Below are 23,931 nucleotides of genomic sequence, written 5' to 3' on the forward strand. Positions count from 1 at the left end.
TGGATCCGTGGGGGATCTGTTGGCACCACCGACATTACGACGAGTAGGTTGAAAGTTCAACCAAAGTCGGAGCAGGGTGATCCGCTTCACAGCGGCACAGCGCTGGTGCGGCACAGTGGCCGCCGGGCGGCATGGCAGTAGATGGTGGTGCGGCACGGCGGCGGGGCGGCACGGCGGCGGGGCGGCTCCTGCCGGGAGCCGCCCCGCCGTGGACGATCACATGCCTACCGGGAGCCCGCGTCCCCGGGCTCGCCGCCCGCGGCGCCGCCCTCTCCGGACTCCTCCTCGGCGAGGGCCGCGTCCAGCCGGGCCCGCGCGCCCTCCAGCCAGCGCCGGCACACCTTGGCCAGCTCCTCGCCGCGCTCCCAGAGCGCCAGCGACTCCTCCAGGGTCGTACCGCCCGCCTCCAGGCGGCGTACGACCTCGATCAGCTCGTCCCGTGCCTGCTCGTACCCGAGCGCCTCGTCCACCTTGCTGGTCATGCGCCCACCCTATGCATCGACTCGAACCGTGAATTCACCCTCGGCGACCCGCGCCCGCAGCGTCTCGTCCGCCGTGACCTCCGCCGGGTCACGGACCACGTGCCCGTCGGCCTTCTGGAGCACCGCGTACCCGCGCTGGAGGGTCGCGGCGGGGGAGAGGGCCACCACGCGCGCGTGCGTGTGCGTCAGCTCCGAGTCCGCCCGGTCCAGGAGGTGCCCGAGCGTGCGCCGGCCCCGGTCGAGCAGGGCCGCCACCTGGTCCGCCCGCTCGTCGATCATCCGGTGCGGGTCCTCTATCGAGGGCCTGGCGAGCGTGTGCGCGAGGCCACGCTCCTCCCGGTCGAGGAAGGACTGCACGCTGCGGCGGGCCCGGTCGCGCAGGAACCGCACCCGCTCGTACTCCTCGCCCACGTCCGGCACGACCTTCTTGGCGGCGTCGGTCGGCGTGGACGCCCGCAGGTCGGCCACGTGGTCCAGCAGCGGGTTGTCCGGCTCGTGCCCGATCGCCGACACCACCGGCGTACGACAGGCCGCCACCGCGCGGACGAGCTGCTCGTCCGAGAACGGCAGGAGGTCCTCGACGCTGCCGCCGCCGCGTGCCACGACGATCACGTCGACGTCGTCGCGCGCGTCCAGGTCCTTCACGGCCTGCACGACCTGCGGCACGGCGTGGACGCCCTGTACGGCGACATTGCGCACCTCGAAGCGCACGGCGGGCCAGCGGTGCCGCGCGTTCTCCAGGACGTCCCGCTCGGCCGCCGAGGCGCGCCCGCAGACCAGCCCGATCAGCTGCGGCAGGAACGGCAGCGGCTTCTTGCGGTCGGCCGCGAACAGCCCCTCGGCCGCCAGCGACTTCTTCAGCTGCTCCAGGCGGGCGAGCAGCTCGCCCACGCCGACCGGCTTGATCTCGGTCGCCCGCAGGGACAGCTGCCCCCGCGGCGCGTACCACTCCGGCTTCGCCCGGACCACCACGCGGGCGCCCTCACTCACCACGTCGGCGACCGCGTCGAACACCTGCCGGTAGCAGGTCACGCTCACCGAGATGTCGAACGACGGGTCGCGCAGCGTCAGGAAGACGACGCCCGCGCCGGGGCGCCGCGACAACTGGGTGATCTGCCCCTCGACCCAGACCGCGCCGAGCCGGTCGATCCATCCCCCGATGAGCCGTGACACCTCGCCGACGGGCAGCGGAGCGTCCGCGGACGTGTTGAGAGCCATGCGCCGAGCGTAGTGGCCCCCACCGACATCCCCGCACCCTGCGGCGCCCGTCCCCGCACCCTGCGGCACCCGCCCCGGCCGCACCCCGTGGGCGCCGAGGAGCGGGCGGGTCCGTGTCCCCGCGGCGGTCGCCCGGGCCGGCCGACGATCCGCCGACTCCGCCCTCAGACCGCTCCGCCGGGCGCGTCCTCGTCCGTCCCCCGGCCGGACCGGCCGCGCTGGGCGAACAGGACCGTCAGGCCGACCGCCAGCCAGATCGCACCCACCACCTGGGCCGTTCCGGAGGCCTCGACGATCACGGCGACGGTGATCGCCGCGCCCAGCACGGGGACGAGGACGTGCCGCCACCAGACGGGAGGCCCGCTCCTGCGCCGTACGGCGAACCAGCCCACCACCGACGCGTGCAGCAGCGTGAACGCGGTCAGCGCGCCGATGTCGACCACCGAGACCAGCTTGTCGAGGCCGTCGTCGCGCCGCGCCGCCCACACCGCCGCGACCAGCGTGATCACCGCCGCGCACCCCAGCGCCGCCCGCGGCACCCCGGAGTCGGTCCGGGACAGCACCCGAGGCAGCCGTCGGTCACGGGCCATCGCGTAGAGCAGCCGCCCGGCCGCCGCCTGTCCGGCGAGCGCCGCGAAGGCCGCGCCGATCGCCTTGCTGACCGCCACCAGGTTGTGCAGCCACGCCCCGACGGAGGCGTCCACGGCGTCGTAGAAGGCCGCGCCCTGCTTGCCGGGGTCCGCCGCGAGCTGAGCGGACGACAACGGCTCCAGCAGTGCCACCAGATACGTCTGCGCCACGAACAGCACACCCGCCAGCGCCAGACAGAACAGCACCGCCCGGGCCACCTTCTCCGAACCGCCCGTCACCTCCTCCGCGAAACTCGCGATCGCGTCGAAGCCGAGGAACGACAGGACGGCCACCGACACCGCCCCGACGACCGCCGACAGCGCGAAGGCGCCCTGCGTGCCGTCACCCGCCAACGGGGACAGCCAGTCGCGGTGGGCGCCGTCGCGCGCGAGCATCACGACCGCCGACACGACGAAGATCAGCAGGACCACGATCTCCAGGGCGAGCACCAGGAAGCCGACCCGCGCCGCGGTGCGCACCCCCCACAGGTTCAGGAGCGTCGTGATCACGACGGCGAGGGCCGTCCACACCCACCGGGAGACCTCCGGGACCAGGGAGTTCATCGCGATGCCGGAGAACAGGTAGGCCACCGCCGGGATCAGCAGATAGTCCAGCATCACCATCCACCCGGCGACGAACCCCGCCTCCTTGCCGAGACCCGCGCGCGCGTAGGCGAACACCGAACCCGCCTGGGGGACCACCCGAACCATCTGCGCGTAGCTGAACGCGGTGAACGCCATCGCGACCGTCGCGACGAGGTAGACCAGCGCGACCGCCCCGTGCGACTTCGCGTCGAGCGTCCCGTACACGCCGACCGGTGCCATGGGGGCGATGAACAGCAGCCCGTAGACGACCAGGTCACGGAAGCCGAGGCTGCGCCGCAGCCCGTGCTCCGGGGCTCCGGCGCCGTCAGTGGTCCGGGTGTCGGACATCGTGCCTCCCGAGGGTCGTGCGGGCCCCACCCCTCCCGGCTTCCCAGTCTCCCCAAGGAGACGATCTTTGACCCGCCGGGTACGGCCTTACGAGAGGCGATCTTCGACCGGCCGGGTACGGCCTTACGATGGGTGCCATGACTGCTTCGACTGGCCGCCGTGTCCTGCTCGCCGCCCCCCGGGGCTACTGCGCGGGCGTGGACCGTGCCGTGATCGCCGTCGAGAAGGCCCTTGAGCAGTACGGGGCCCCGATCTATGTCCGTCACGAGATCGTCCACAACAAGTACGTCGTGCAGACCCTGGAGAAGAAGGGCGCGATCTTCGTCGAACAGACGGCGGAGGTCCCCGAGGGCTCCATCGTCATGTTCTCGGCGCACGGTGTCGCCCCCGCCGTCCACGACGAGGCCGCCGCCGGCAAGCTCGCCACCATCGACGCGACCTGCCCGCTGGTCACCAAGGTCCACAAGGAAGCCGTCCGTTTCGCCGACGACGACTTCGACATCCTCCTCATCGGTCACGAGGGTCACGAGGAGGTCATCGGCACCTCCGGCGAGGCCCCCGACCACATCACCCTCGTCGACGGCCCCGCGGACGTCGCCAAGGTCGAGGTCCGCGACCCCTCCAAGGTCGTCTGGCTCTCCCAGACCACCCTGTCGGTCGACGAGACCATGGAGACGGTCGACGCCCTCAAGGAGAAGTTCCCGCAGCTCATCTCCCCGCCGAGCGACGACATCTGCTACGCCACGCAGAACCGCCAGCTCGCGGTGAAGCAGATGGGCGCCGAGGCCGACCTGGTGATCGTGGTCGGCTCGCGCAACTCCTCCAACTCGGTACGGCTCGTCGAGGTCGCCAAGCTCGCCGGCGCCCGTGAGGCCTACCTGGTGGACTTCGCCGACGAGATCGACGAGGCGTGGCTGGAGGGCGTGACCACGGTCGGCGTCACCTCGGGAGCCTCCGTCCCGGACATCCTCGTGGAGCAGGTCCTGGAGCGGCTCACGGGCCACGGCTTCGAGGACGTGGAGATCGTCAAGGCCGCCGAGGAGTCCATCACCTTCTCGCTGCCCAAGGAACTGCGCCGCGACCTGCGCGCCGAGGCGGCCGCCCTGGTGGCGGAGCGCACCGGTGGTACCGCCGGGAAGTGACCGTCAGTCCCACGACGTAACGTAGGGCCATGCAGATCTTCGGTGTGGACATTGGCGGATCCGGGATCAAGGGTGCCCCCGTGGACCTTGACCGCGGAGACCTCGCGGAGGAGCGCTTCAAGGTGCTCACCCCGCATCCGGCGACGCCCGACGCGGTGGCCGACGGCGTCAAGGACGTCGTCGACCACTTCGGCTGGTCGGGCCCGGTGGGCATCACGTTCCCGGGCGTGGTCACCGGCGGCTCCACGATCCGTACGGCGGCCAACGTCGACAAGTCCTGGATCGACACCGACGCGGGCGCCCTGCTCGGCGAGCGGATCGGCGGCCTGCCGGTGACCGTGCTGAACGACGCGGACGCGGCGGGCGTCGCGGAGATGCAGTTCGGCGCGGGCAAGGACCGCAGCGGCACGGTCATCCTGCTCACCTTCGGCACCGGCATCGGCAGCGCCCTGTTCATCGACGGCGAGCTGGTCCCGAACACCGAGCTGGGCCACCTGGAGCTGAACGGCCACGACGCGGAGAAGAAGGCCTCCACCAAGGCCAAGGACGACAACGAACTGACCTGGGAGCACTGGGCGCGCCGCGTCACCAAGTACCTGGCGCACGTCGAGATGCTGTTCTCCCCGGAGCTGTTCATCATCGGCGGCGGTGTCAGCCGCAAGGCCGACAAGTTCCTGCCGCTGATCGAGGGCGTCACCGCGGAGATCGTCCCGGCCCAGCTCCAGAACAACGCGGGGATCGTCGGCGCCGCCATGCGGGCCGCGAAGCTCGCGCAGTAGCTCAGCGGGCCTGCCGGCCGACCTGCGGCCCGCGTGCCGGAGCCGCCTGGCCCGTCTGGCCCGTCTGTCCTGCCTGCGCCGCCTGTGCCCTGCGCCGGGCGGCGCGGCGGGCCATGAGACGGATCCGGCGCACGAGCACCACGAGGCCCGCGATCAGCGTGCCGCCGTACAGCCACCCGGCCTGGAGGGCGAGGGCGGTGACCAGGCTCATGAAGCGGCCGCCGATCCCGCCGTCGCTGTCCCCGGCCACCGGCAGCAGCCCGAAGGTGAAGGCGATCGGCACGACCACGGGGGCGGTCACCAGGTCGCCGGGCCGCACCCACAGCGCGGTCAGCACGCACACCGGCAGGAACAGCACCCCGTAGACCGTCTGGGAACCTCCGAGGAGGAGCTGGTCCAGGCAGGCGAGGGTGAACAGCGTGGCACCGCAGAACAGCCCGCTGCCGAGCCCGGTGAGCCGCGGGTTCGGCAGCCGCCGTCCCGCCCGCGCACCCGCCGCGGCGGGCCTCCGTACCGCCGGGGCATTCCGACGGACACCGTCGGACACGGCACGCCCGGCCTGCGCCGGAACGGGCATGCCGCGTCGCGGCCTGTACTGAGGGGGGCGCGTCCTGTGTTGCTCCACCGGACCAACTTAGGTCGTTTTATGTGTGGAACCGCTCTTCGGACACGCCGGAGAGCCACCGAAGACGAGGCCATGGAAAGACCTTGGCCATGCGTTCGATACCTCGCCGGGAGGCGCCGGGGCACGCCGTAGACTGGTGGATCGGCCCGCGCTCTCCGAGGGCCCATCGCCCATCCTCCTCGTACGGGAAGTCGCAACGTGTCGCTCACGATCGGAATCGTCGGACTGCCCAATGTCGGCAAGTCGACCCTGTTCAACGCCCTGACCAAGAACGACGTGCTCGCGGCCAACTACCCGTTCGCCACGATCGAGCCGAACGTCGGCGTGGTCGGCGTCCCCGACCCCCGTCTGACCAAGTTGGCCGAGATCTTCTCCTCGCAGCGCGTGCTGCCGGCGACCGTCGACTTCGTCGACATCGCGGGTATCGTGCGCGGCGCGAGCGAGGGCGAGGGCCTGGGCAACAAGTTCCTCGCGAACATCCGCGAGTCGGACGCGATCTGCCAGGTCATCCGTGCCTTCAAGGACGAGAACGTCGTGCACGTCGACGGCAAGGTCTCGCCCAAGGACGACATCGAGACGATCAACACCGAGCTGATCCTCGCCGACCTCCAGACGATCGAGAAGGTCCTGCCGCGCCTCCAGAAGGAGTCGCGCATCAAGAAGGACATCGCGCCCAAGGTCGCGGCGGTCGAGGCGGCCCAGGCGATCCTGGAGAAGGGCGACACGCTCTTCTCCGCGGGCATCGTCCAGGGCTCCGGCAAGGAGGAGCTGCTGCACGACCTGCACCTGCTCACCACCAAGCCGTTCCTCTACGTCTTCAACGTGGACGAGGACGAGCTGGTCGACGAGGACTTCAAGGCGGCGCAGCGCGCCCTGGTCGCCCCCGCCGAGGCGATCTTCCTCAACGCCAAGCTGGAGCAGGACCTCGCCGAGCTGGACGAGGAGGACGCCATGGAGCTCCTGGAGTCGGTCGGCGCCGAGGAGCCCGGCCTCGCCACGCTGGCCCGCGTCGGCTTCAACACCCTCGGCCTGCAGACCTACCTGACCGCAGGCCCCAAGGAATCCCGCGCCTGGACCATCAAGAAGGGCGCGACCGCTCCCGAGGCCGCCGGCGTCATCCACACCGACTTCCAGAAGGGCTTCATCAAGGCCGAGGTCATCTCCTTCGCCGACCTGGTCGAGATGGGCTCGGTCGCCGAGGCCCGCTCCAAGGGCAAGGCCCGCATGGAGGGCAAGGAGTATGTGATGCAGGACGGCGATGTGGTGGAGTTCCGCTTCAACGTGTGACGGGTGACACAACACCACGTCGCTGATCTGGCAAACGTGCAGGTCAGATGGGGTCCGACTCTTCGGAGTCGGGCCCTTAGTCTTTTCCGTGCTGGGATGGTGCTGGGATAACTGAACCCTCGTCACCTGTCGTCATCCCTGGTCATCCGTACCGTGCTGGGATCGTGCTGGGATGGGGTGAGGGCGCCCGTGCTGGGATTTGTGCGAGCGGGGCGCTGGCCGAGTGTGAAGGTAGGCGGACGTGGCGCTTTTCCTACTCGTTTGACACAATCGGTGGCATGGCTGAGGCGACGTACGGCATTGGGGAAGGGCCGGCGACGCGGGTGAGCTTGTCGCTGCCCGAGGGAACCGCGGAGGCGATTCGGGCGCGGGTGGGGAAGCGGGAGTTCTCCGCGTTCATCGCCGAGGCGGTCGAGCGTGAGTTGCGCGGGCAGGTTCTGGACGAATACCTGGCGGACTACGAGAGCCGCAAGGGGCCGGTCTCCGAGCCGGCTCGTCAGCGGGCGCGGCAGGTCTTCGACGAGGTGTTCGCCGAGGAGGCCGAGTGGCCCGCCGCAGGCTGAGTCACGAGGGGACGCTCGTCCTCGACAGCGAGGGACTCTCGAAGCTGCTCGCTGACGACGAGCAGGTGGTGGCTCTGATCGCCGAGGCGCGCTCGCGCGGCATGGAGGTCGTGATCAGTGCGCTCACCATCATCGAAGCTGTCCACGCCCGTACTAACAGGTCCCGCCTGAACTGGGTGCTTTCCGGGCTGCGGGTCGTCCCCGTCGGCGACGAGGAGGCGAGGGCTGCCTCGAAGTTGCTGATGAATGCCGGGTTGCACGGGCACAAGTACGCGATCGATGCGGCCGTCGCCGAGGCCGCGCTGCGACAGCACCGCCCCGTGGTCATGCTGACTTCCGATATTGACGACATGGCCAAGCTGTGCGGCGAGCGGGTCCGGCTCGTGGCGGCGTGATGTCCCTTGGTCCGGCTCAGTAGGAGCGGGGTCCGTAGGGGCTCCAGTGGCCGAGTAAGGGCTTGAGGTCGTCGCCGCTGGGTTTCGGCGGCGTGGGCAGTTTCGGCGCTGAGACCGATTCGGTGAGGATGTGGAGATGCGCGTCCGTGAACGCCAGCCACGCCTCGACCTCGGTCCGCTCCTGCCCGGGCGGAAGTGATGTGGCATGGACGCCTACTGCTGCGACGTATTCGGTCAGGCGCCTGGCCTGGTACCAGGTGTCTGCCTGTTCTCCGAGGTGTTTGACGCGGTAGGCATGGGCGTAGGCGGCGTGGGCTTCCTGCATGGCGGCTTCCCAGCGCTTTCGCTCGACCTCTCGGGCTTTCTGGTCCGCGAGGCGTTTGCGCTCCGCGGCTTCGCCACGGAGGCCGACCTCCTGCACGATCTCGGCGAGTTGCTCTTCCAGAGACCGGTCGGGGAGATCCGCCCATTCGCTTGCACGGTGCGGGCTGCCGCCGCGGAGTATGAAGCGTAGGCGGCTTGAGGGGGTGTAGTCGAAGCGGCGGTGATGGAGAAGCGCGGGCTTCACGAGGACAAGAGTGTTGTCCTCGGTGAACAGGTCGCAGATCTGGCCTCGATCCACTTCATGGCGGATTCCTTGGACAGGGCTTCGAGGGAAGCGGTGCGCGGGGCGAGTGCGGTCCTTGCGGCGAGCGTGTCGCGGAACAGTTCGACGGGGGACAGGGGACGGGGAGCGGGGAATGGCGAGTGCGGAACGGAGGTGGCGGGCCGCCGGGGAATGGGTGTGCGGGGCCCGTCGCTGCGGGCGGTGACGAGCTGTGGCTGCCGCCGTTCAGGAGCCTCGCGCCGACGCCAATCGCGCTTTGCATCAGCGGCATACGATGTTGCGCATGACGCAAAGTGATGGCGAGCTGGACAGCCTCGTGCGCAAGCGGATCCGTGCCCTGCGGGTGGCGCAGGGCTGGTCGCTGAAGGAGCTGGCCTCGCGCGCCCGGCTCAGTCAGTCCACGCTCAGCCGTATCGAGAACGGGCAACGGCGCCTGGCGCTGGACAGCCTCGTGACGCTGGCCCGCGCGCTCGACACCACCCTGGACCAGCTGGTCGAGACGGCCTCGGACGACGTGGTCGTCAGTCCCATGATCGACGCCGCCCACGGGCTGATGCGCTGGCCCGTCAAGGGCGACCCCGGCATGAGCGTCGTACGGCAGCGCATGACCGAGCCGCCGCCGGACAACCCCGCCCGTATGCGGGCGCATCCCGGCCGCGAATGGCTCGTCGTCCTGTCCGGCACCGCGATCCTGATGCTGGGCCACCGGCGCTTTCGCGTGGAGACCAACCAGGCCGCGGAGTTCCCCACGATGCTGCCGCACGCCATCGGGGCCGAAGGCGGGCCGTGCGAGATTCTCGGCATCTTCGACCGCGACGCCCGCCGCGGCCACCAGCGTCCTGACGGCGGTGCCGACGCCGGTGCCGACGCGGGTTCCGGTGCCCGTGACGGTGACGGTCCCCGCGCCTGAGGGATCGCGGTACTGGCTGTCTTGCGTGTGCGGCCCTCCGATTCGCGACTTTGTTGCGGAAACGGCAAGGACTCGTGCCATGCGCGCATGTCCGCCCTAGCGTGGGGGCATGGCTCACGCACACCCGCACCCCCACTCGTCCGGTCATGACAGCCACGACGGCCACGACAACTCCGGGGCCCCCGGCGGCTCCGGCGGCCAGGACCGTCATCGCCACCAGGGCGGTCACTCCCACTCCGGCGCCCACGCGCACTCCGGCGACACCCTCGACGGCCAGGCGGAGATCCTCGACCTCGACGCGGAAGTCCTCGCCGAGCACCTCGCCTCCGTCACGTCATGGCTGCCGACCGGGACGTCACCGCGCCGGATCGTGGACCTGGGCTGCGGGACGGGAGCGGGCACCTTCGCCCTCCTCGACCGGTTCCCCGAGGCGGACGTGACCGCCGTCGACTTCTCCGCCGCGCACCTCCAGCGGCTGCGGGAGAAGGCGTGCGCCCGGGGCGTGGACGGGCGGATCCGTACCGTGCAGGCCGACCTCGACACCACCGTCTGGCCCGACCTCGGCACACCCGACCTGGTGTGGGCGTCGGCCTCGATGCACCACATGGCCGACCCGGACCGGGCGCTGCGCGCGGTGCGCGACGCCCTCGCGCCCGGCGGACTGTTCGTGGTCCTGGAACTGGCCGGCTTCCCCCGCTTCCTGCCCGAGAACGCCCCGGAGGAGAGGCCCGGCCTGGAGGAGCGCTGTCACGCCGCGAGCGAGCGGTGCCACGCCGAGCACGTGCCCCACCGTGGCGCCGACTGGGGCCCGAAGCTCACCGCCGCCGGATTCACCGTCGAGGCCGAACGTGCCCTCACCGTGCACATCGAGGGCTCGCGTGACGCGGCGGTCGGCGCCTACGCCCTGGAGAGTCTGCGGCGCCTGCGCGGCACGGTCGCCGACGGGCTTCCGGCCGAGGACCTCGCCGCGCTGGACCGGCTGCTCGACACCGACGGCCCGCACAGCATCCTGCGCCGCGACGACCTGGAGGTGCGCACCGAACGCACGGTCTGGGCCGCGCGCCGGGGCGCCTGACGGCCCCCGCGGGGCGGTACGGAGGGACTCAGGCGGCGGACGTCCAGCCGGCGGGGTCGGCGGTGCTGGCGTCCCGGTCGCGCCGCGACCGCCGCTTCTCCGCGGCCCGCGCGAGCGCCCACGCGGCGCCGGTGAGCGGCAGGGCCGCCCACAGGGCGTAGAGCGCCGTGCGGTGGGTGTGCGCGCCGAGCACGGTGAAGGCGGCCGCGGACGCCATCGCTAGGGCGAGGTGCAGGCACAGGAGGCGGCCGAGGAGACGGGCGATCGTGGTGGCTGTGTGGGCGGTCACCGTGAACTCCTGGCAGTCGGGCCGACCGTGGAGGCGGTCGTACGGGTGGTGCCGGACAGGAGTGGGGGGACGTCGTACGGGTGGTGGTGCGCGGGGGTGCGATCAGGATGCCCCTGCCGCCCACGGGGACGTCTGCATGATGCAGCCATTCCTGAAATCTCCCCGAAACGGGGCGAGTTGACACTCGAATCGGAACGGATCGGGACGGAATCGGATCTTCCGTTGGTTCGGACCTGGCGGGAAAGAGACGATCACGGCCGAAGACGACCCCTGCCCGACCGGAGGCTGCCCCTCTTGCGACACATCCCGGTCGGTCGGGTGTGGTGTCACGGCGAGGAGTTCCGGGCCTGCTGCCGGTGCCGGTACTGCTGTCGGTGTCGGTGTCGGTGTTTGGGCTCGGGCGGCGGGCAGACGGAGGGCACGGCTTCGTCGGTCGCGCCGCGGTCGTCCGTGGCTCGCCCGGGAACGGTGGCTCGCCCGGGACCGGTGTCAGCGGTGCGTGGAAAGATGCGCGCATCGGACGGCGGACGGCGCGCGACGGGCGGCACGTGAGGGGTGTCATGGCGGGTACGGAGGAGGCGGTGAGCGGGCGGGGTGCCGGCGGGCAGGTGCCCGTGGCGCAACCGCCCGTCGGGCGGCAGGCGCGGGTTCTGCTGGCGGAGGCCACGCGGCTGCACGAGGCCGCCCGCACGGTGCTCGCCGACCACACCCGCGCCGTCGAGGCGGTCCGCTCGGCCCTCACCCCGCTCCGGGACGAACTCGTCGCCCGGGAGCTGGAGTCCATCCCCGTCTCCCGGCTGAAAGACGTCACCGAGGGCCGGCTGCGGCTCGCGGCCGTCGAGGCCGCCGGACTCGCCTCGGTGCGCGCCGTGCACGAGGCGAGCCGCTACGAGCTGCGGCAGATCCCGGGCGTCGGCGCCCAGACAGCCGACCAGGCGCTCGCGGCGGCCCGGCAGATCGCGCGCGCCGTCGGGGAGACCGTCTCCGTACGGATCGACGTCGACCATCCCGAACCCCGGACCACCGCCCTCGTCGTCGCGCTGCGCCGGCTCGTCGAGGCCGGACCCGAACTGCGGCGGGCCGTGGACGCCGCCCGGCGGCTCGACGAGCGCATCGGCGCCCTGCTCCCCGAAGCGGCGCCCGCCGCCGGCTGGCTGCGGCTCGCGGTCACCGGAAGGCGTCGCAGGCAGAGCGCGTTCGCCGCGACCGTCGCCCTGCGCGACCTCACGGCCGACGCCGCCGCCCGAGACGTGCGCCTGCTGCTCGCACAGGCCTCCACCGACCTGCTGCGCGAACCGGCCTCCGAGATCGAGGCCTGGGTCGACTTCGAGCTGCACTCCGCGGAGTACTACAGCCAGCTCGCCGAGATCGCCGACCACCCCGCGGGCGCCGCCGACGTGGAGGCGGCCGAGGGGTTCCTGCCGTCCGAGGTGGCCGAGCGCGTGCACGCGCAGCGCCTGGACGACACCCACCGCCGGGTCTCGCTGCGCGGCTACCAGTCCTTCGGCGCCCGGTTCGCCCTCGCCCAGCGCCGCGTCGTGCTCGGCGACGAGATGGGCCTCGGCAAGACCGTCCAGGCCATCGCCGCGCTCGCCCATCTCGCCGCCGACGGCCACACCCACTTCCTCGTCGTCTGCCCGGCCAGCGTCCTGATCAACTGGACCCGGGAGATCGGCACCCGCAGCACCCTGCGCGCCCTCCCCGTCCACGGGGCCCACCGGCAGGACGCGTACAGGGAGTGGCGCGAGCGCGGGGGCGTCGCGATCACCACGTACGACGTGCTGCACACCCTGCCGGTACCGGACGGCACCGGACCGGGGGCCGTCGGCGGGGCGCCGCCCGGGATGCTCGTCGTCGACGAGGCCCACTACGTGAAGAACCCGGACGCCCGCCGCTCCAAGGCGGTCGCCGCCTGGACCGCCCGCTGCGACCGGGTGCTCTTCCTCACCGGTACGCCGATGGAGAACCGTGTCGAGGAGTTCCGCAGCCTCGTCCGCCACCTGCGTCCCGACCTGCTCCCCGCGATCCACAACAGCAGCGCCGCCGCGGGCCCGCACGCCTTCCGTACGGCCGTCGCCCCCGCCTATCTGCGGCGCAACCAGCGCGACGTGCTGACGGAACTGCCCGCGCTCGTCCAGGTCGACGAGTGGGAGGAGTTCGGACCCGCCGACCGGAAGGCCTATCGCAGGGCGGTCGCGGCGGGGAACTTCATGGCGATGCGCCGGGCCGCCTACGCCGACCCGGAGCGGTCCGCGAAGCTCCAGCGGCTGCGCGAACTGGCCGCGGAGGCCGCCGCGAACGATCTCAAGGTGGTGGTGTTCTCGTACTTCCGTGACGTGCTCGCCGCCGTCCAGCAGGCGCTGCGGCCCGGGGACCAGGAGGGGCCGGGGAGAAGGGTGTTCGGGCCGATATCGGGGAGCGTGCCCGCGGCGGACCGGCAGCGCCTGGTCGACGCGTTCACCGAGGCGGACGGGCACGCGGTGCTGCTCTGCCAGATCGAGGCCGGCGGCATCGGTCTCAACCTCCAGGCGGCGTCCGTGGTCATCCTGTGCGAACCGCAGGTCAAGCCGACCCTGGAGCACCAGGCCGTGGCCCGCGCCCACCGGATGGGGCAGGTCCGTCCCGTCCAGGTCCACCGGCTGCTCGTCGCGGACAGCGTGGACGACCGGCTGTTGAGCATCCTGCAGAACAAGGCGTTGCTCTTCGACGCCTACGCCCGCCGCAGCGACATCGCCGAGGCGACCCCGGACGCCGTCGACGTCTCGGACAGCGGCCTGGCGCGCCGGATCGTCGAGGAGGAGCAGCAGCGACTCGCGTCCGCGTCCGAACCGGAGGCCGAGACCGAGACCGAGACCGAGCCCGAGGCCGGACCGCAGCCCGAGGCCGCATCCGAGCGCGCGTCGGACGGCGGGTCCGAGCGCGCATCCCGGGCCGAGCCAACGGCTTGACGCCGACAGGGCGCCGCCTTCACCGCCGGGCCACGGACCCCGCCGTCACCTCCGTGCCGTCCCCCTCTCTCGCCTCGTCCCCGCCTGCCCGTTGGCCCCCACCCCGCCTCCACGCTCGACCTCACTCCCGCGCCATCCCCGTCTTCACCCCCGCGCCGCACAGCGGCACCACCGTCTCGCGCCCGCCGAGCGCGCCGTCCCGCACCGCCGCCCAGCAGGCCACCCCGGTCGACTCCACGTACAGGCCGCGGCTCGCCAGATCCGACTGGGCGTGCCGGATCTGGTCCTCCGTCACGGTCAGGAAGGCGCCCCCGGAGGCGCGTACCGCGCGCAGGATCTGGCGGGCCCGGGGCGGCTTCGGGATCGCGATGCCCTCGGCGAACGTGGGCGCTGTCGCCGTCACCCCCACGAGGTCCTCGGCACCCTCGGACCAGGCGTGGGCGAGCGGCGCGACGGCCGCCGACTGGACGGCGTACAGCGCGGGCCTGCGGTCGATCAGCCCCGCTCCGTGCAGTTCGGCCACCGCCAGCGCGGCACCGAGCAGCAGCGTGCCGTTGCCGACCGGTACCACGACGACGTCCGGCAGCCGTCCGCCGAGGTCCTCCCAGAGTTCGTGGACGTAGGTCTTCGTGCCGTGCAGGAAGTACGGGTTGAAGACGTGCGAGGCATAGAACACGCCCTCCTCGTCGGCCGCCTCACGCGCCGCCCGTGCCGTCGCCTCGCGGTCGCCCTCGACCACCCGCAGCCGTGCCCCGTGCGCCTCGATCTGCTCCAGCTTCTTCGGGGAGGTGCCTTCGGGCACGTACACGGTGCAGGGCAGGCCGGCCCGCGCGCAGTACGCGGCGACCGCCGTGCCCGCGTTGCCGCTGCTGTCCGCCAGGACCTGCCGCGGACCCAGCCGCAGCGCCAGTTCGGCCAGCAGCACCGCCCCCCGGTCCTTGAACGACAGCGTCGGCATCAGGAAGTCGAGCTTCGCGGAGACATCCTCGCGGAGGGACACCAGCGGGGTGCGGCCCTCGCCCAGGCTCACGGTGGGCGAGGCCAGCGGCAGGCATTCCGCGTACCGCCACAGCGAGTTCACCCGGCCGGTCAGCGACGAGAGCGGGGCCGGGGTCGGGGAGAAGTCCAGATCGAGCGGCCCCCGGCACACCGGGCAGCACCAGGCGAGCGAACCGGAGGGGACGCGGGTGCCGTCCGTGGGGCAGAAGCAGTCCGGCAGTGCAGTCATACGCGCAGGTTAGACGCGGCCGGTGAGTGATGGTGTGTCACCGGCGTTCGGCCATAGGCGTGTTACCCCCGTGGCCCCACCGCGTCCGTTCCCGGCACCGCAGCCCGGCGGACCGGCCCGAACCGCATCCTCCACCCGACCCTGAGCCGTACCCCGGACCCGTACCCCGGACCCGCACACCGGCCTGTCCCCGTCCGTACTCCCGCCCTCCGTCCCGCCCGCACCCGCGCCCCCCTTACGATGCGCGCAGCCATCCGGCAGCCGTACGCAGGTTCCACCGCGCGTGGACTAGGAGCAAGGGAACTCGTGGCCATACCCCCGCCGCCCGGGCCGCAGCAACCAGAGGGCCAGCACCCGCCGCACGGGGCACCGCCGGGCGCTCCGGGGACGTCCGGGCCGTACCCGCCCCCGAACCCGCAGGTTCCGAACCCGCAGGTTCCGAACCCGCAGGTTCCGAACGCGCAGGGCCCGTACCCCCAGGACCCGTACCAGCAGGGTTCGTACCCGGGCCCGTACCAGCAAGGTCCCCACCAGCACGGCCCCTACCAGCAGTCCCCGTACGGGACCCCGTACCAGACCTGGGGCCAGGGGTACTCGCCGTACAACCGCCCCGCACCCGTCAACGGGCTCGCGATCGCCGCGCTCGTCCTCGGCGTCCTCTGCTTCCTGCCCGGGGTCGGGCTGGTGCTCGGGATCGTGGCACTCGTCCAGATCGGCAAGCGCGGGGAGCGCGGCAAGGGCATGGCGATCGGCGGCATCGTGATGTCGTCGATCGGCGCCCTGCTGGTCGGGCTGATGTTCGCCACCGGGGGAGCGGACGACTTCTGGAAGGGCTTCAGCGAAGGGGCGGCCGGAAACACCTTCTCGCTGAGCAAGGGCGAGTGCTTCGACGCGCCGGGGGACAGCCTGGAGGGCCTCGCCTACGACGTCGACACGGTGCCCTGCGCCGGGAAGCACGACGCCGAGGTGTTCGCCTCGGTCACCGTGGCCGGCGACTCCTTCCCCGGCGACTCCGCGGTCACCGACCAGGCCGACGACAAGTGCTACGCGCTCATGGACGCCTACGCGATGGACGCCTGGGCCGTCCCGGACGACGTCGACGTGTACTACTTCACGCCGACCGCGCAGAGCTGGCGCATCGGGGACCGAGAGATCACCTGCATGTTCGGGAACACCGACGAAAAGGGCACGCTGACCGGCCCGCTGCGCAAGGACGTGACGACGCTCGACGGCGACCAGTTCGCCTACCTCGACGCGGCACGCCTCCTCAACAGGGCGATGGAGTCGGCGCCCGACGAGGAGTATGTGGAGGACGACCTGCCGGGCCACAAGAAGTGGGCGCACAGGGTCTCCGACGCGATCACCGAGCAGACCGGGCAGCTCCGCCGCCACACCTTCGACCCGGCGGCGAGCGGCCAGGTCGAGGCCCTGCTGAAGAACCTCGACCGGTCGCGGAAGGAGTGGGAGAAGGCCGCCGAGGCGCGGGACGCGGACGCGTTCTACGCCCACTACGAAAAGGGCGCCAAGCTGATCGACGGCAGCACGACGGTCACCACCCGCGAGGCTCTGGGTCTTGCCACCACCCCGCCGACGGGCGGCGGCTCCGGCGGCGGTGACGGCGGTGGCGAAGGCGGCAGCGGCATGGAGGTGTGACGGCGCCCATAGCGGGGAGAAAGTGCCTGCGTAAAGCCCTTGGGGGCCTCGCGTCATCACATCGAGTGATTCTCTGGCCTTTGCTTGCATGGCACAACCCACGGTTGCCACGCTGTTGCTGTCTGTACAACCTGATGGGAGCGGCTAAGTGACTTTCGGTGAACAGCCGGCCTACCTGCGCGTCGCGGGGGATCTCCGTAAGAAGATCGTCGACGGTTCACTGCCACCGCACACCCGCCTCCCCTCGCAGGCGAGGATCCGCGAGGAGTACGGGGTGTCGGACACCGTCGCCCTGGAGGCGCGGAAGGTCCTGATGGCGGAGGGGCTCGTGGAGGGCCGTTCCGGCTCCGGTACGTATGTGCGCGAGCGCCCGGTGCCGCGCCGGGTGGCCCGGTCGGGATACCGGCCGGACAGTGGCGCGACCCCGTTCCGCCAGGAGCAGGCCGACATGGCCGCGCGCGGCACCTGGGAGTCCCACAGCCGGCAGGTCGAGGCGAGCGGCGCGATCGCCGAGCGGCTCGCCATCCGGCCCGGCGACCGCGTGATGTGCACGAACTACGTCTACCGCGACGGCGGCGAGGCGATGATGCTCTCCACCTCCTGGGAGCCGCTCGCCGTCACCGGGCGTACGCCGGTGATGCTCCCCGAGGAGGGGCCGCTCGGCGGCATGGGCGTCGTCGAGCGCATGGCCGCCATCGACGTGATCGTGGACAACGTCACCGAGGAGGTCGGCGCCCGCCCCGGTCTCGCCGAGGAACTCCTCGCACTGGGCGGCGTCCCCGGTCATGTCGTCGTCGTCATCCAGCGGACCTTCTATGCCTCGGGCCGCCCGGTCGAGACGGCGGACGTGGTGGTCCCGGCGGACCGGTACCGCATCGCGTACCACCTGCCGGTGAAGTGACCTGCCCTTGACGGGCGTTGCGCCCGCCGGCCGGTGACGTGAGCCGGAGGTCCCGGTGGGCGGCCGGCCCGGTTGGAATCTGGCCTTTCTCAACTCCCGGGCGCGGAAGGGTCTTCGCCCTGTTCGCGGGCGCGCGGGGGGCGGTCGACGGCGTGTTCGGCGGCGTGCGCCCCCGGGGAAGGCGTCCCCTCCTGGCTGGTTGCGTACCTCTTTGTGAAAAGCCGTATTCGCTGCGTGAAGGTTAGGCGTAGGCTCGGGCATATGCGCAGTGGGGTTTCGTTAGAGGGCGGGGCAGGACGGGGGCCCGGGGCGGGAAGCGGAGGGGCTGGATGAACGACGGCACGATCACTCTTCCCTGGCTCGTCATACGGCAGGACGACAACGGCAATCGCTACCGCGTCGGCAGGTACGCGACCCGCGCGGAGGCGCAGAAGACCGCGGACAGCCTCGACGCCCGCGGTCACAAACAGCTCTACTGGGTCGAGCGGATCGGGCAGAACGGCACCCGGTGATCCGCCGCGTCGGGACCCGCGCTCCGCTCCCGTAGGCTCCGGCGCATGACGGAACGGATCGTGGTCGTCGCGGGCGCCCTGGTGCACGAAGGGCGCCTGCTCGCCGCCCGCCGCAGCGCACCTCCCGAACTCGCCGGGCGCTGGGAACTGCCGGGCGGCAAGGTCGAGCCGGGGGAGGCCCCCGAGCCGGCGCTCGTGCGCGAGCTGCGCGAGGAGCTGGGCGTCGAGACGGAACTCCTGGAGCGCGTCCCCGGCGAGTGGCCGCTGAAGCCCGGTCACGTCCTCGTGGTCTGGGCCGCCCGACTGCGGACCGGCTCCGCCGCCCCCCGTCCGTTGCAGGACCACGACGAACTGCGCTGGCTCACCCCCGAGGAGATCTGGGACGTGGACTGGCTGGACCAGGACGTGCCGGCGGTCAAGGACGTGCTGCCGCTGCTCGGTCCCCCGCGCGGGTGATCCCCCGGCGCCGCCCCGCGCGCGGGGCGCGGTCGGGCCCGGGGGGTGTGGCGCGGCCCGCGCGCGACGCGTACGCCGTTCGCCCCACAGGGGACGGCCCAGTGCGGTAAACCGGCGTCGATATCGGGTATGTGACCACTAATCCCACGAAACCGGACATGGGTGTGAGTTCCTGGTCTGGGAAGTGATCGATGTGATCGACACCGAAGGCGACTGCGCGGAGTGGACCTTTCCGGCGGATCCCGGTGCTGTCCGCACCGCCCGTGCCGCCGTCCGGGGACAGCTGCGTGCGTGGGAGCTGGATTCCGTCGGTGACATCGCGGTCCTGCTGGTCAGCGAGCTGGTGACGAATTCCCTGCGCCATGCGACGGGCCCCATCGGCGTCCGTCTGGTGCGCCCCGTGGACGGGCAGCGGGCCCTGCGCGTCGAGGTCTCCGACCCCCTGCCGGACCCGCCGCGCGAACGGTCCGCCGCCGCCGAGGACGAGAGCGGTCGCGGACTCCAACTGGTGGCCGGTTCGTGCAGAAGCTGGGGCACCTGGCCCGGCGACAACGGAAAGACCGTCTGGTTCGAACTCGCCGTGCCGGGGTGAGGAGAACCGAGGGTTTCGGGCGAGGCCCGCAGCGGGGTTTCGGCCGGGTCCCGAGGGACACCCGTCCGGTCCCGAAGCGGCAGCTCGGGGCCGGGATGAGCCCGCCGCGCCGGGTGGTGGGACGAGGGGACGGGGCGTGCGCTCGGCGCCCGACTGGTTCAGGCCACTGGCGGGTGTCGGATTCTTTGATTCGACGGGGCGCCACCTGGTTAGAAGACTGGGAGTATGTCGCGGCCGGTCCAAAAACCATCGGGACCGTGCTGTGATCGTGAACACCGTGTTGTGCGGCGCCGTAGTGCTGGATACTGCGGGCAGCCGCCCCCGGTGACCGGTGCCGGACGCGGTGAGCTGGAGGGGACGGTTCGCGTGAGCGAGATACCAGCGAAGGCCACGGAGTCGGAGGACCCGTCGGGCGGCGCGAGGGCTGATGCGGCGAGCGATTCCGCGCGCACGGCCCCCGGCGACGACGCGGGTGACACCTCGGGCGAAAGGGCGGGCGGCGCGGCGGCCGGCCCGGCCGGAGAGGCGTCCGGCGAGGCGCCGGGCGACGCGATGTGGCAGACCAGTCCACCCGGCTCGATCTACGACTACATCAAGGTCGCGTCCTTCTCGATAGGCGCCGACGGGCTGGTCGACCAGTGGAGCCTGCGCGCCGAGCAGATCTTCGGGATCCCCGCGGAGCGGGCCGTCGGCATGGACCCCATCGAGGCGTTCGTCACCGCCGACCGGCGCGAGTTCGGCCAGCGCAAGATGGCGGAGATCCTGGACGGCCGCGAGTGGACCGGCGTGGTGCCCTTCCGGCTGCCGGCCGCCGAGGGCACGGCCGAGCCCGTGGAGGGTCTCGCCGAGGTCTATGTGATGCCGACCACGACCGAGGACGGCGAGCGGGCCGCGGTGTGCATCGTCGTGGACGTCCGCACCCTGCGCAGCATCGAGACCGACCTCGCCGCCTCGCAGGCGATTTTCGGTCAATCTCCGTTCGGGTTCCTGCTGATCGACACCGACCTGCGGGTCCGGCGGGCCAACGAGCGGTTCGCCTCGATCTTCGGCGGTGACGTCGACGACCACCACGGCAAGGGCGTCCACGACTACCTCCCGCACCCGGAGGCCGAGCGCGTCACGGCCGTCCTGCGCCGCGTCCTCGAAACAGGCGACTCCATCACGGACATGCACGTCACGGGCTACGTGCCCGGCTCCGAGGAGCGCCGCCACTGGTCCGTGAACCTCTACCGCGTCCACAGCGGAAGCGGCCGTCCGATCGGTATCGCCTGGCTCGGAATCGACATCACCTCCCGCCGGGCGGCCGCCCGGGAAGCGGCCGCGGCGCGGCGCAATCTCGCCCTGCTGAACGAAGCGGGCGCCCGCATCGGCAACTCCCTCGACCTGGAGACCACCGCGCGCGAACTCCTCGACGTCGTGGTCCCCGGCTTCTGCGACCTCGCGACGGTCGACCTGTACCAGGGACTGCTCGCCGGGGACGAGGCTCCGCCGGGGCTCGTGGACGGCAGCGCGGAACTGCGCCGGGTCGCGTTCGCCAGCGCGGTGTCCGACGCGCCGTTCGCCGGCGGCCAGGCACCCGTCGCGGTCGGCGCCGTCCACCACTACCCCTTCAACTCGCCCTGCGCGGACGCCCTGCGCACCGCCAAGCCGCAGTACATCCCCGCGGACGACGGCGGCCTCATCCAGTCCACGCTGGCCGTCCCGATGGTCGCCCACGACACGGTCGTGGGACTCGCCCAGTTCTCCCGGACGAAGGGCAGCGAACCGTTCGGGGAACGCGACCGGTCCCTGGCCGTGGAACTGGCCGCCCGCGCGGCCGTCTGCATCGACAACGCCCGGCTGTACCGCCGTGAGCACGAACGCGCCCTCATCCTGCAGCGCTCCCTGCTGCCCCCGGGCGACCCCGAGGCCTCCGGCCTGGACATCGCGTGCCGCTATCTGCCGGGCAACGCGGCGACCGAGGTGGGCGGCGACTGGTTCGACGTGATCGAACTCCCCGGCCACCGCACCGCCCTCGTGGTGGGTGACGTGATGGGCCGCGGCCTGCGCGCCGCCGTGGCGATGGGCGAACTCCGCACGGCCGTACGCACCTTGGCCCTGCTCGATCTCGAACCCGCCGAGGTCCTCTCCGCGCTGGACGAGATCGCCCGCGGCCTCGGCACCCCCGGCGGCGTCCAGCAGGCGACCCGCACGGCACGCCAGCCCCGCGACGCCGACCTCTCCGAGGTGTACCTCGCCACCTGCGTCTACGCCGTCTACGACTCCGTGACCCGCCGGTGCACCTTCGCCAACGCGGGCCACCTCCCGCCGGTGCTGGTCGAGCCCGGCGAGACCGCGCTGATGCTCGACGTGCCGCCCGGCATGCCCCTCGGAGTGGGCGGCGAGCCCTTCGAGGAGGTGGAGGTCGAACTGCCCGAAGGTGCGCTGTTGGCGCTCTACACGGATGGACTGGTCGAATCGCGCGACCATCCGCTCGACGAGGGCCTCCAGGCGTTCGTCGGTGCGCTCACCGACCCCACCAGCCCGCTGGAGGACGTCTGCGACCACGTCCTCAACACCCTCGACACCCATCACGGCGAGGACGACATCGCCCTGCTGATGGCCCGCGTCCAGGGGCTGCCCGCCGACTCCGTCGGCGACTGGACCCTGCCGCGCGAGCCGCGCAGTGTGGGCCGCGCCCGCGAGTACGCGCGCACACAGCTCGTCGCCTGGGACCTGGAACCGCTCGTCGACACGACGGAGTTGCTGGTCAGCGAGCTGGTCACCAACGCCCTGCGGTACGGCGAGGGCGAGATCAGACTGCGGCTGCTGCTCGACCGCACCCTCGTCTGCGAGGTCTGGGACGCGGGACTCGTCCAGCCACGCCGCCGCCGCGCCCGTGACACCGACGAGGGAGGACGCGGCCTCCAGCTGGTCGGTCTCCTCTCCGCCGGCTGGGGCTCCCGCAGGACCCCGCGCGGGAAGACGGTCTGGTTCGAACTCCCGCTGCCGGACGGGGAGACGAGCCTCACCGACCCGGCCGAGGCGCTGCTGAGCCTGTTCTGAGACCGACGCCCGCTCCGTGACCCGGCCGCGGCCCCCGCACCCGCGGGGGATCGGGTCAGACGGTGGGCGTCGCCCGGCGGCCCCGGGTACGCGGGCCGCCGTAGCTCACCGGGCCCGCGCCCTCGCCGAGGAGGATCCCGCCGAGCACCGCGCCGCCCGCCCCGGCGCCCGCGTCGCCGCTCACGGGGCTGCCGTGCGCGCGTACGTCCCGTTCGGCGAGCCGCCGTGCCTCCTGGGCGAGTTCGCCGCCCCGCCGTACGGCCGTCGAGGTGGGCGAACCCGGGCCGAGCAGGGCTTCCGCCTCCGCCAGCCGGGTCCGGGCCGCGCTGCCGACGGCTCCTCGGTGCGTGCCGATGAAGCCCGCGGCGGCGGCGAGCGCGCCGCGGGCCGGCAGCAGCGCGTCGTCGCGCAGGTCGGGAACCTCGCCCTCTCCCGCCTCGGAGAGCAGCGCGGCCGCCTCCGTCACCCGGCGCAGCGCGTCCGGCGGATCGTAGGGACCGGACGCCGTCTCCCGGCGTACGCCCGCGAGGAGCACCCCGGCCCGGGCGAGCCGTGCGTCACCGCCGAGGGGGAAGGGATCGGTCTCCCCGGTGACCGGCGCGCGGCCGTGGACCACGCCGGAAATGGCCTCCGCCGACGCGAGAGCCGCCGGCAACCGCGCGGCGGCCGTGGCCAGTTCGTCCGCCAGCCGGTCCACCCCGTCCAGCAGGACACCCGCCTGCGCCACGGCGGCCTCGGCCGCGCGCAGGGAGGCGGCCGCCTGCGTCGACTCGCCCCGGTCCGCGCACTGGCGGGCCAGGTTGAGCCGGAGGCCGGCGAACACCAGCCGGTCCTTGGCCTGTTCGACGTCACCCGCGACCGGGAGTGAGGCGCCGGGGGCGTACCGCTCGTGCAGGGCGGCGAGCGCGGCCTCGGTGGCCGGAGTCCGTCCGGCAAGCTCCCTGAAGCGCGTCTCCGCCCTTTCCACGGCCGCGGGGGTCTCCCGCTCCAGCGCCCGGAGCTGGTCGAAGCCCGGCGCCGCCGCGTCCAGCCGCCGCCCCGCGTCCTCGCACCGGGCGACGATCTCGTCCAGTACGTCCCGGCGGTCGTCGCCGTCCGGTGCGGTCTCCGCGTCGTCGAGTCGCTGCCGCAGCCGGAAGGCGGCCCGCAGTGCGGCCTCCGCGTACGCCAACGCCTCCGCGTAAGGGGTCACGGCGCCGGGCGCGGCGCGGTCGGCCGCGCAGCCCAGCTCCTCGGCCGAGGCACGTACGCAGTCGTCGAGGCCGACCAGCAACTCCCGTGTCCGGGCGTCCAGTTCCGGCAGGGATATGAGGTGGTGCCCGCTGCCGCCGGGTGTCGTCCGTGTCGCCACGCGTCGTCTGCGCCGCCCGTACCCGTAGGCCGCCAGCGCTCCCGCCGCACCCGCCGCGACGAGCGGCGGCACCAGATCCCCGGTCGTGGCCCCCACCGCCTCGGAGGAAGGGGCGGCCGGAGCGGTGACACCCTCGCTCCGCGCGACCGTCACCGTGGCCCCGCCCGCGACGCCCGCCCCGCTCCGTCCGCCGGCCCCGCCCGCCAGCGGCAGCACCAGCCACCCCACCGCGGCCAGCCCCCCGAGCACGGCGTGCGTCACCCGCACGGCTCTGTGCGACGGGGCCCGGGGCGACCGGCTTCGACTCGAGG

General features: G+C 72.4%; 22 protein-coding genes. 14 read left to right on the forward strand and 8 right to left on the reverse strand.

Features of this window, described 5'->3' with window-relative positions; translation table 11 throughout:
* Positions 1–224: 224 nt before the first annotated feature.
* The 3 genes from B0675_RS14220 to B0675_RS14230 form a co-directional block, all read right to left on the reverse strand.
* Positions 225–482 (reverse strand): exodeoxyribonuclease VII small subunit, encoded by a 258-nt coding sequence (locus B0675_RS14220; protein WP_081219164.1) that lies wholly within the window; start codon positions 480–482, stop codon positions 225–227.
* A gap of 9 nt (positions 483–491) precedes the next feature.
* Positions 492–1,700 (reverse strand): exodeoxyribonuclease VII large subunit, encoded by a 1,209-nt coding sequence (gene xseA / locus B0675_RS14225; protein ID WP_081219165.1) that lies wholly within the window; start codon positions 1,698–1,700, stop codon positions 492–494.
* Between the two features lie 164 nt (positions 1,701–1,864).
* A complete protein-coding gene (locus B0675_RS14230; protein WP_081219166.1) occupies positions 1,865–3,262 on the reverse strand; it encodes an APC family permease in 1,398 nt (465 codons plus the stop codon).
* Positions 3,263–3,390: 128 nt separating this feature from the next.
* Between B0675_RS14230 and B0675_RS14235 the strand changes: the two genes are divergently transcribed.
* Together B0675_RS14235 and ppgK are read left to right on the forward strand one after the other, a co-directional pair.
* Positions 3,391–4,404: a 4-hydroxy-3-methylbut-2-enyl diphosphate reductase gene (locus tag B0675_RS14235; RefSeq protein WP_081219167.1), complete on the forward strand. Its 1,014-nt coding sequence runs from the start codon at positions 3,391–3,393 to the stop codon at positions 4,402–4,404.
* A gap of 29 nt (positions 4,405–4,433) precedes the next feature.
* A complete protein-coding gene (gene ppgK, locus B0675_RS14240; RefSeq protein ID WP_081219168.1) occupies positions 4,434–5,183 on the forward strand; it encodes a polyphosphate--glucose phosphotransferase in 750 nt (249 codons plus the stop codon).
* Between the two features lies 1 nt (position 5,184).
* On the opposite strand, the gene B0675_RS14245 is transcribed toward ppgK, so the two are convergent.
* Positions 5,185–5,760, reverse strand: coding sequence for a DUF6542 domain-containing protein (locus B0675_RS14245; protein WP_081219169.1), 576 nt, complete (start codon positions 5,758–5,760; stop codon positions 5,185–5,187).
* 246 nt (positions 5,761–6,006) lie between these two features.
* Here B0675_RS14245 and ychF point away from each other — a divergent pair, with 246 nt between their 5' ends.
* From ychF to B0675_RS14260, 3 genes are all read left to right on the forward strand, one after another.
* A complete protein-coding gene (ychF, locus tag B0675_RS14250; protein ID WP_081219170.1) occupies positions 6,007–7,095 on the forward strand; it encodes a redox-regulated ATPase YchF in 1,089 nt (362 codons plus the stop codon).
* Positions 7,096–7,373: 278 nt separating this feature from the next.
* The gene (locus tag B0675_RS14255) at positions 7,374–7,658 is read left to right on the forward strand and encodes a hypothetical protein (protein WP_081219171.1); all 285 of its coding nucleotides are present in this window, start codon (positions 7,374–7,376) and stop codon (positions 7,656–7,658) included.
* Positions 7,640–8,053 carry a PIN domain-containing protein gene (locus tag B0675_RS14260; protein ID WP_081219172.1) on the forward strand — a complete coding sequence of 138 codons (414 nt, stop codon included), beginning with the start codon at positions 7,640–7,642 and terminating at the stop codon, positions 8,051–8,053. Before B0675_RS14255 ends, B0675_RS14260 begins: the two co-directional genes overlap by 19 nt.
* A 16-nt stretch (positions 8,054–8,069) precedes the next feature.
* On the opposite strand, the gene B0675_RS41955 is transcribed toward B0675_RS14260, so the two are convergent.
* Positions 8,070–8,675, reverse strand: coding sequence for a hypothetical protein (locus tag B0675_RS41955; protein ID WP_241539780.1), 606 nt, complete (start codon positions 8,673–8,675; stop codon positions 8,070–8,072).
* Between the two features lie 259 nt (positions 8,676–8,934).
* Here B0675_RS41955 and B0675_RS14275 point away from each other — a divergent pair, with 259 nt between their 5' ends.
* A complete protein-coding gene (locus B0675_RS14275; protein WP_081219175.1) occupies positions 8,935–9,570 on the forward strand; it encodes an XRE family transcriptional regulator in 636 nt (211 codons plus the stop codon).
* Positions 9,571–9,679: 109 nt separating this feature from the next.
* A complete protein-coding gene (locus tag B0675_RS14280; protein ID WP_081219176.1) occupies positions 9,680–10,645 on the forward strand; it encodes a class I SAM-dependent methyltransferase in 966 nt (321 codons plus the stop codon).
* A 28-nt stretch (positions 10,646–10,673) separates the two neighbouring features.
* Here the strand turns inward: B0675_RS14280 and B0675_RS14285 are convergent, their stop codons facing one another.
* Positions 10,674–10,934, reverse strand: a complete 261-nt coding sequence (locus tag B0675_RS14285; RefSeq protein ID WP_081219177.1) for a hypothetical protein — start codon at positions 10,932–10,934, stop codon at positions 10,674–10,676.
* Between the two features lie 560 nt (positions 10,935–11,494).
* On the opposite strand from B0675_RS14285, the gene B0675_RS14290 reads away from it, so the two are divergent.
* A complete protein-coding gene (locus B0675_RS14290; RefSeq protein WP_081219178.1) occupies positions 11,495–13,882 on the forward strand; it encodes a DEAD/DEAH box helicase in 2,388 nt (795 codons plus the stop codon).
* Between the two features lie 121 nt (positions 13,883–14,003).
* On the opposite strand, the gene B0675_RS14295 is transcribed toward B0675_RS14290, so the two are convergent.
* On the reverse strand, positions 14,004–15,110 hold the full coding sequence (locus B0675_RS14295; protein WP_081219179.1) for a threonine synthase: 1,107 nt from the start codon (positions 15,108–15,110) through the stop codon (positions 14,004–14,006).
* Positions 15,111–15,416: 306 nt separating this feature from the next.
* On the opposite strand from B0675_RS14295, the gene B0675_RS14300 reads away from it, so the two are divergent.
* The 6 genes from B0675_RS14300 (at position 15,417) to B0675_RS14325 (ending at position 22,269) form a co-directional block, all read left to right on the forward strand.
* Entirely contained in the window at positions 15,417–16,763 is a 1,347-nt protein-coding gene (locus B0675_RS14300; RefSeq protein WP_241539781.1) for a DUF4190 domain-containing protein, read from the forward strand.
* Positions 16,764–16,911: 148 nt separating this feature from the next.
* The gene (locus B0675_RS14305) at positions 16,912–17,664 is read left to right on the forward strand and encodes a GntR family transcriptional regulator (protein ID WP_081219181.1); all 753 of its coding nucleotides are present in this window, start codon (positions 16,912–16,914) and stop codon (positions 17,662–17,664) included.
* Between the two features lie 329 nt (positions 17,665–17,993).
* Positions 17,994–18,176: an SPOR domain-containing protein gene (locus tag B0675_RS14310; RefSeq protein ID WP_081219182.1), complete on the forward strand. Its 183-nt coding sequence runs from the start codon at positions 17,994–17,996 to the stop codon at positions 18,174–18,176.
* A gap of 45 nt (positions 18,177–18,221) precedes the next feature.
* Positions 18,222–18,632, forward strand: coding sequence for a (deoxy)nucleoside triphosphate pyrophosphohydrolase (locus B0675_RS14315; protein WP_081219183.1), 411 nt, complete (start codon positions 18,222–18,224; stop codon positions 18,630–18,632).
* Between the two features lie 184 nt (positions 18,633–18,816).
* A complete protein-coding gene (locus B0675_RS14320) occupies positions 18,817–19,224 on the forward strand; it encodes an ATP-binding protein (protein ID WP_179165295.1) in 408 nt (135 codons plus the stop codon).
* Between the two features lie 366 nt (positions 19,225–19,590).
* Positions 19,591–22,269 (forward strand): SpoIIE family protein phosphatase, encoded by a 2,679-nt coding sequence (locus tag B0675_RS14325; RefSeq protein WP_081221788.1) that lies wholly within the window; start codon positions 19,591–19,593, stop codon positions 22,267–22,269.
* A gap of 55 nt (positions 22,270–22,324) precedes the next feature.
* Here B0675_RS14325 and B0675_RS14330 read toward each other — a convergent pair whose 3' ends face one another.
* Positions 22,325–23,881: a hypothetical protein gene (locus tag B0675_RS14330; RefSeq protein WP_241539782.1), complete on the reverse strand. Its 1,557-nt coding sequence runs from the start codon at positions 23,879–23,881 to the stop codon at positions 22,325–22,327.
* Positions 23,882–23,931 lie beyond the last annotated feature (50 nt).

Source organism: Streptomyces sp. M41(2017) (assembly GCF_002078175.1).
Lineage (GTDB): Bacteria > Actinomycetota > Actinomycetes > Streptomycetales > Streptomycetaceae > Streptomyces.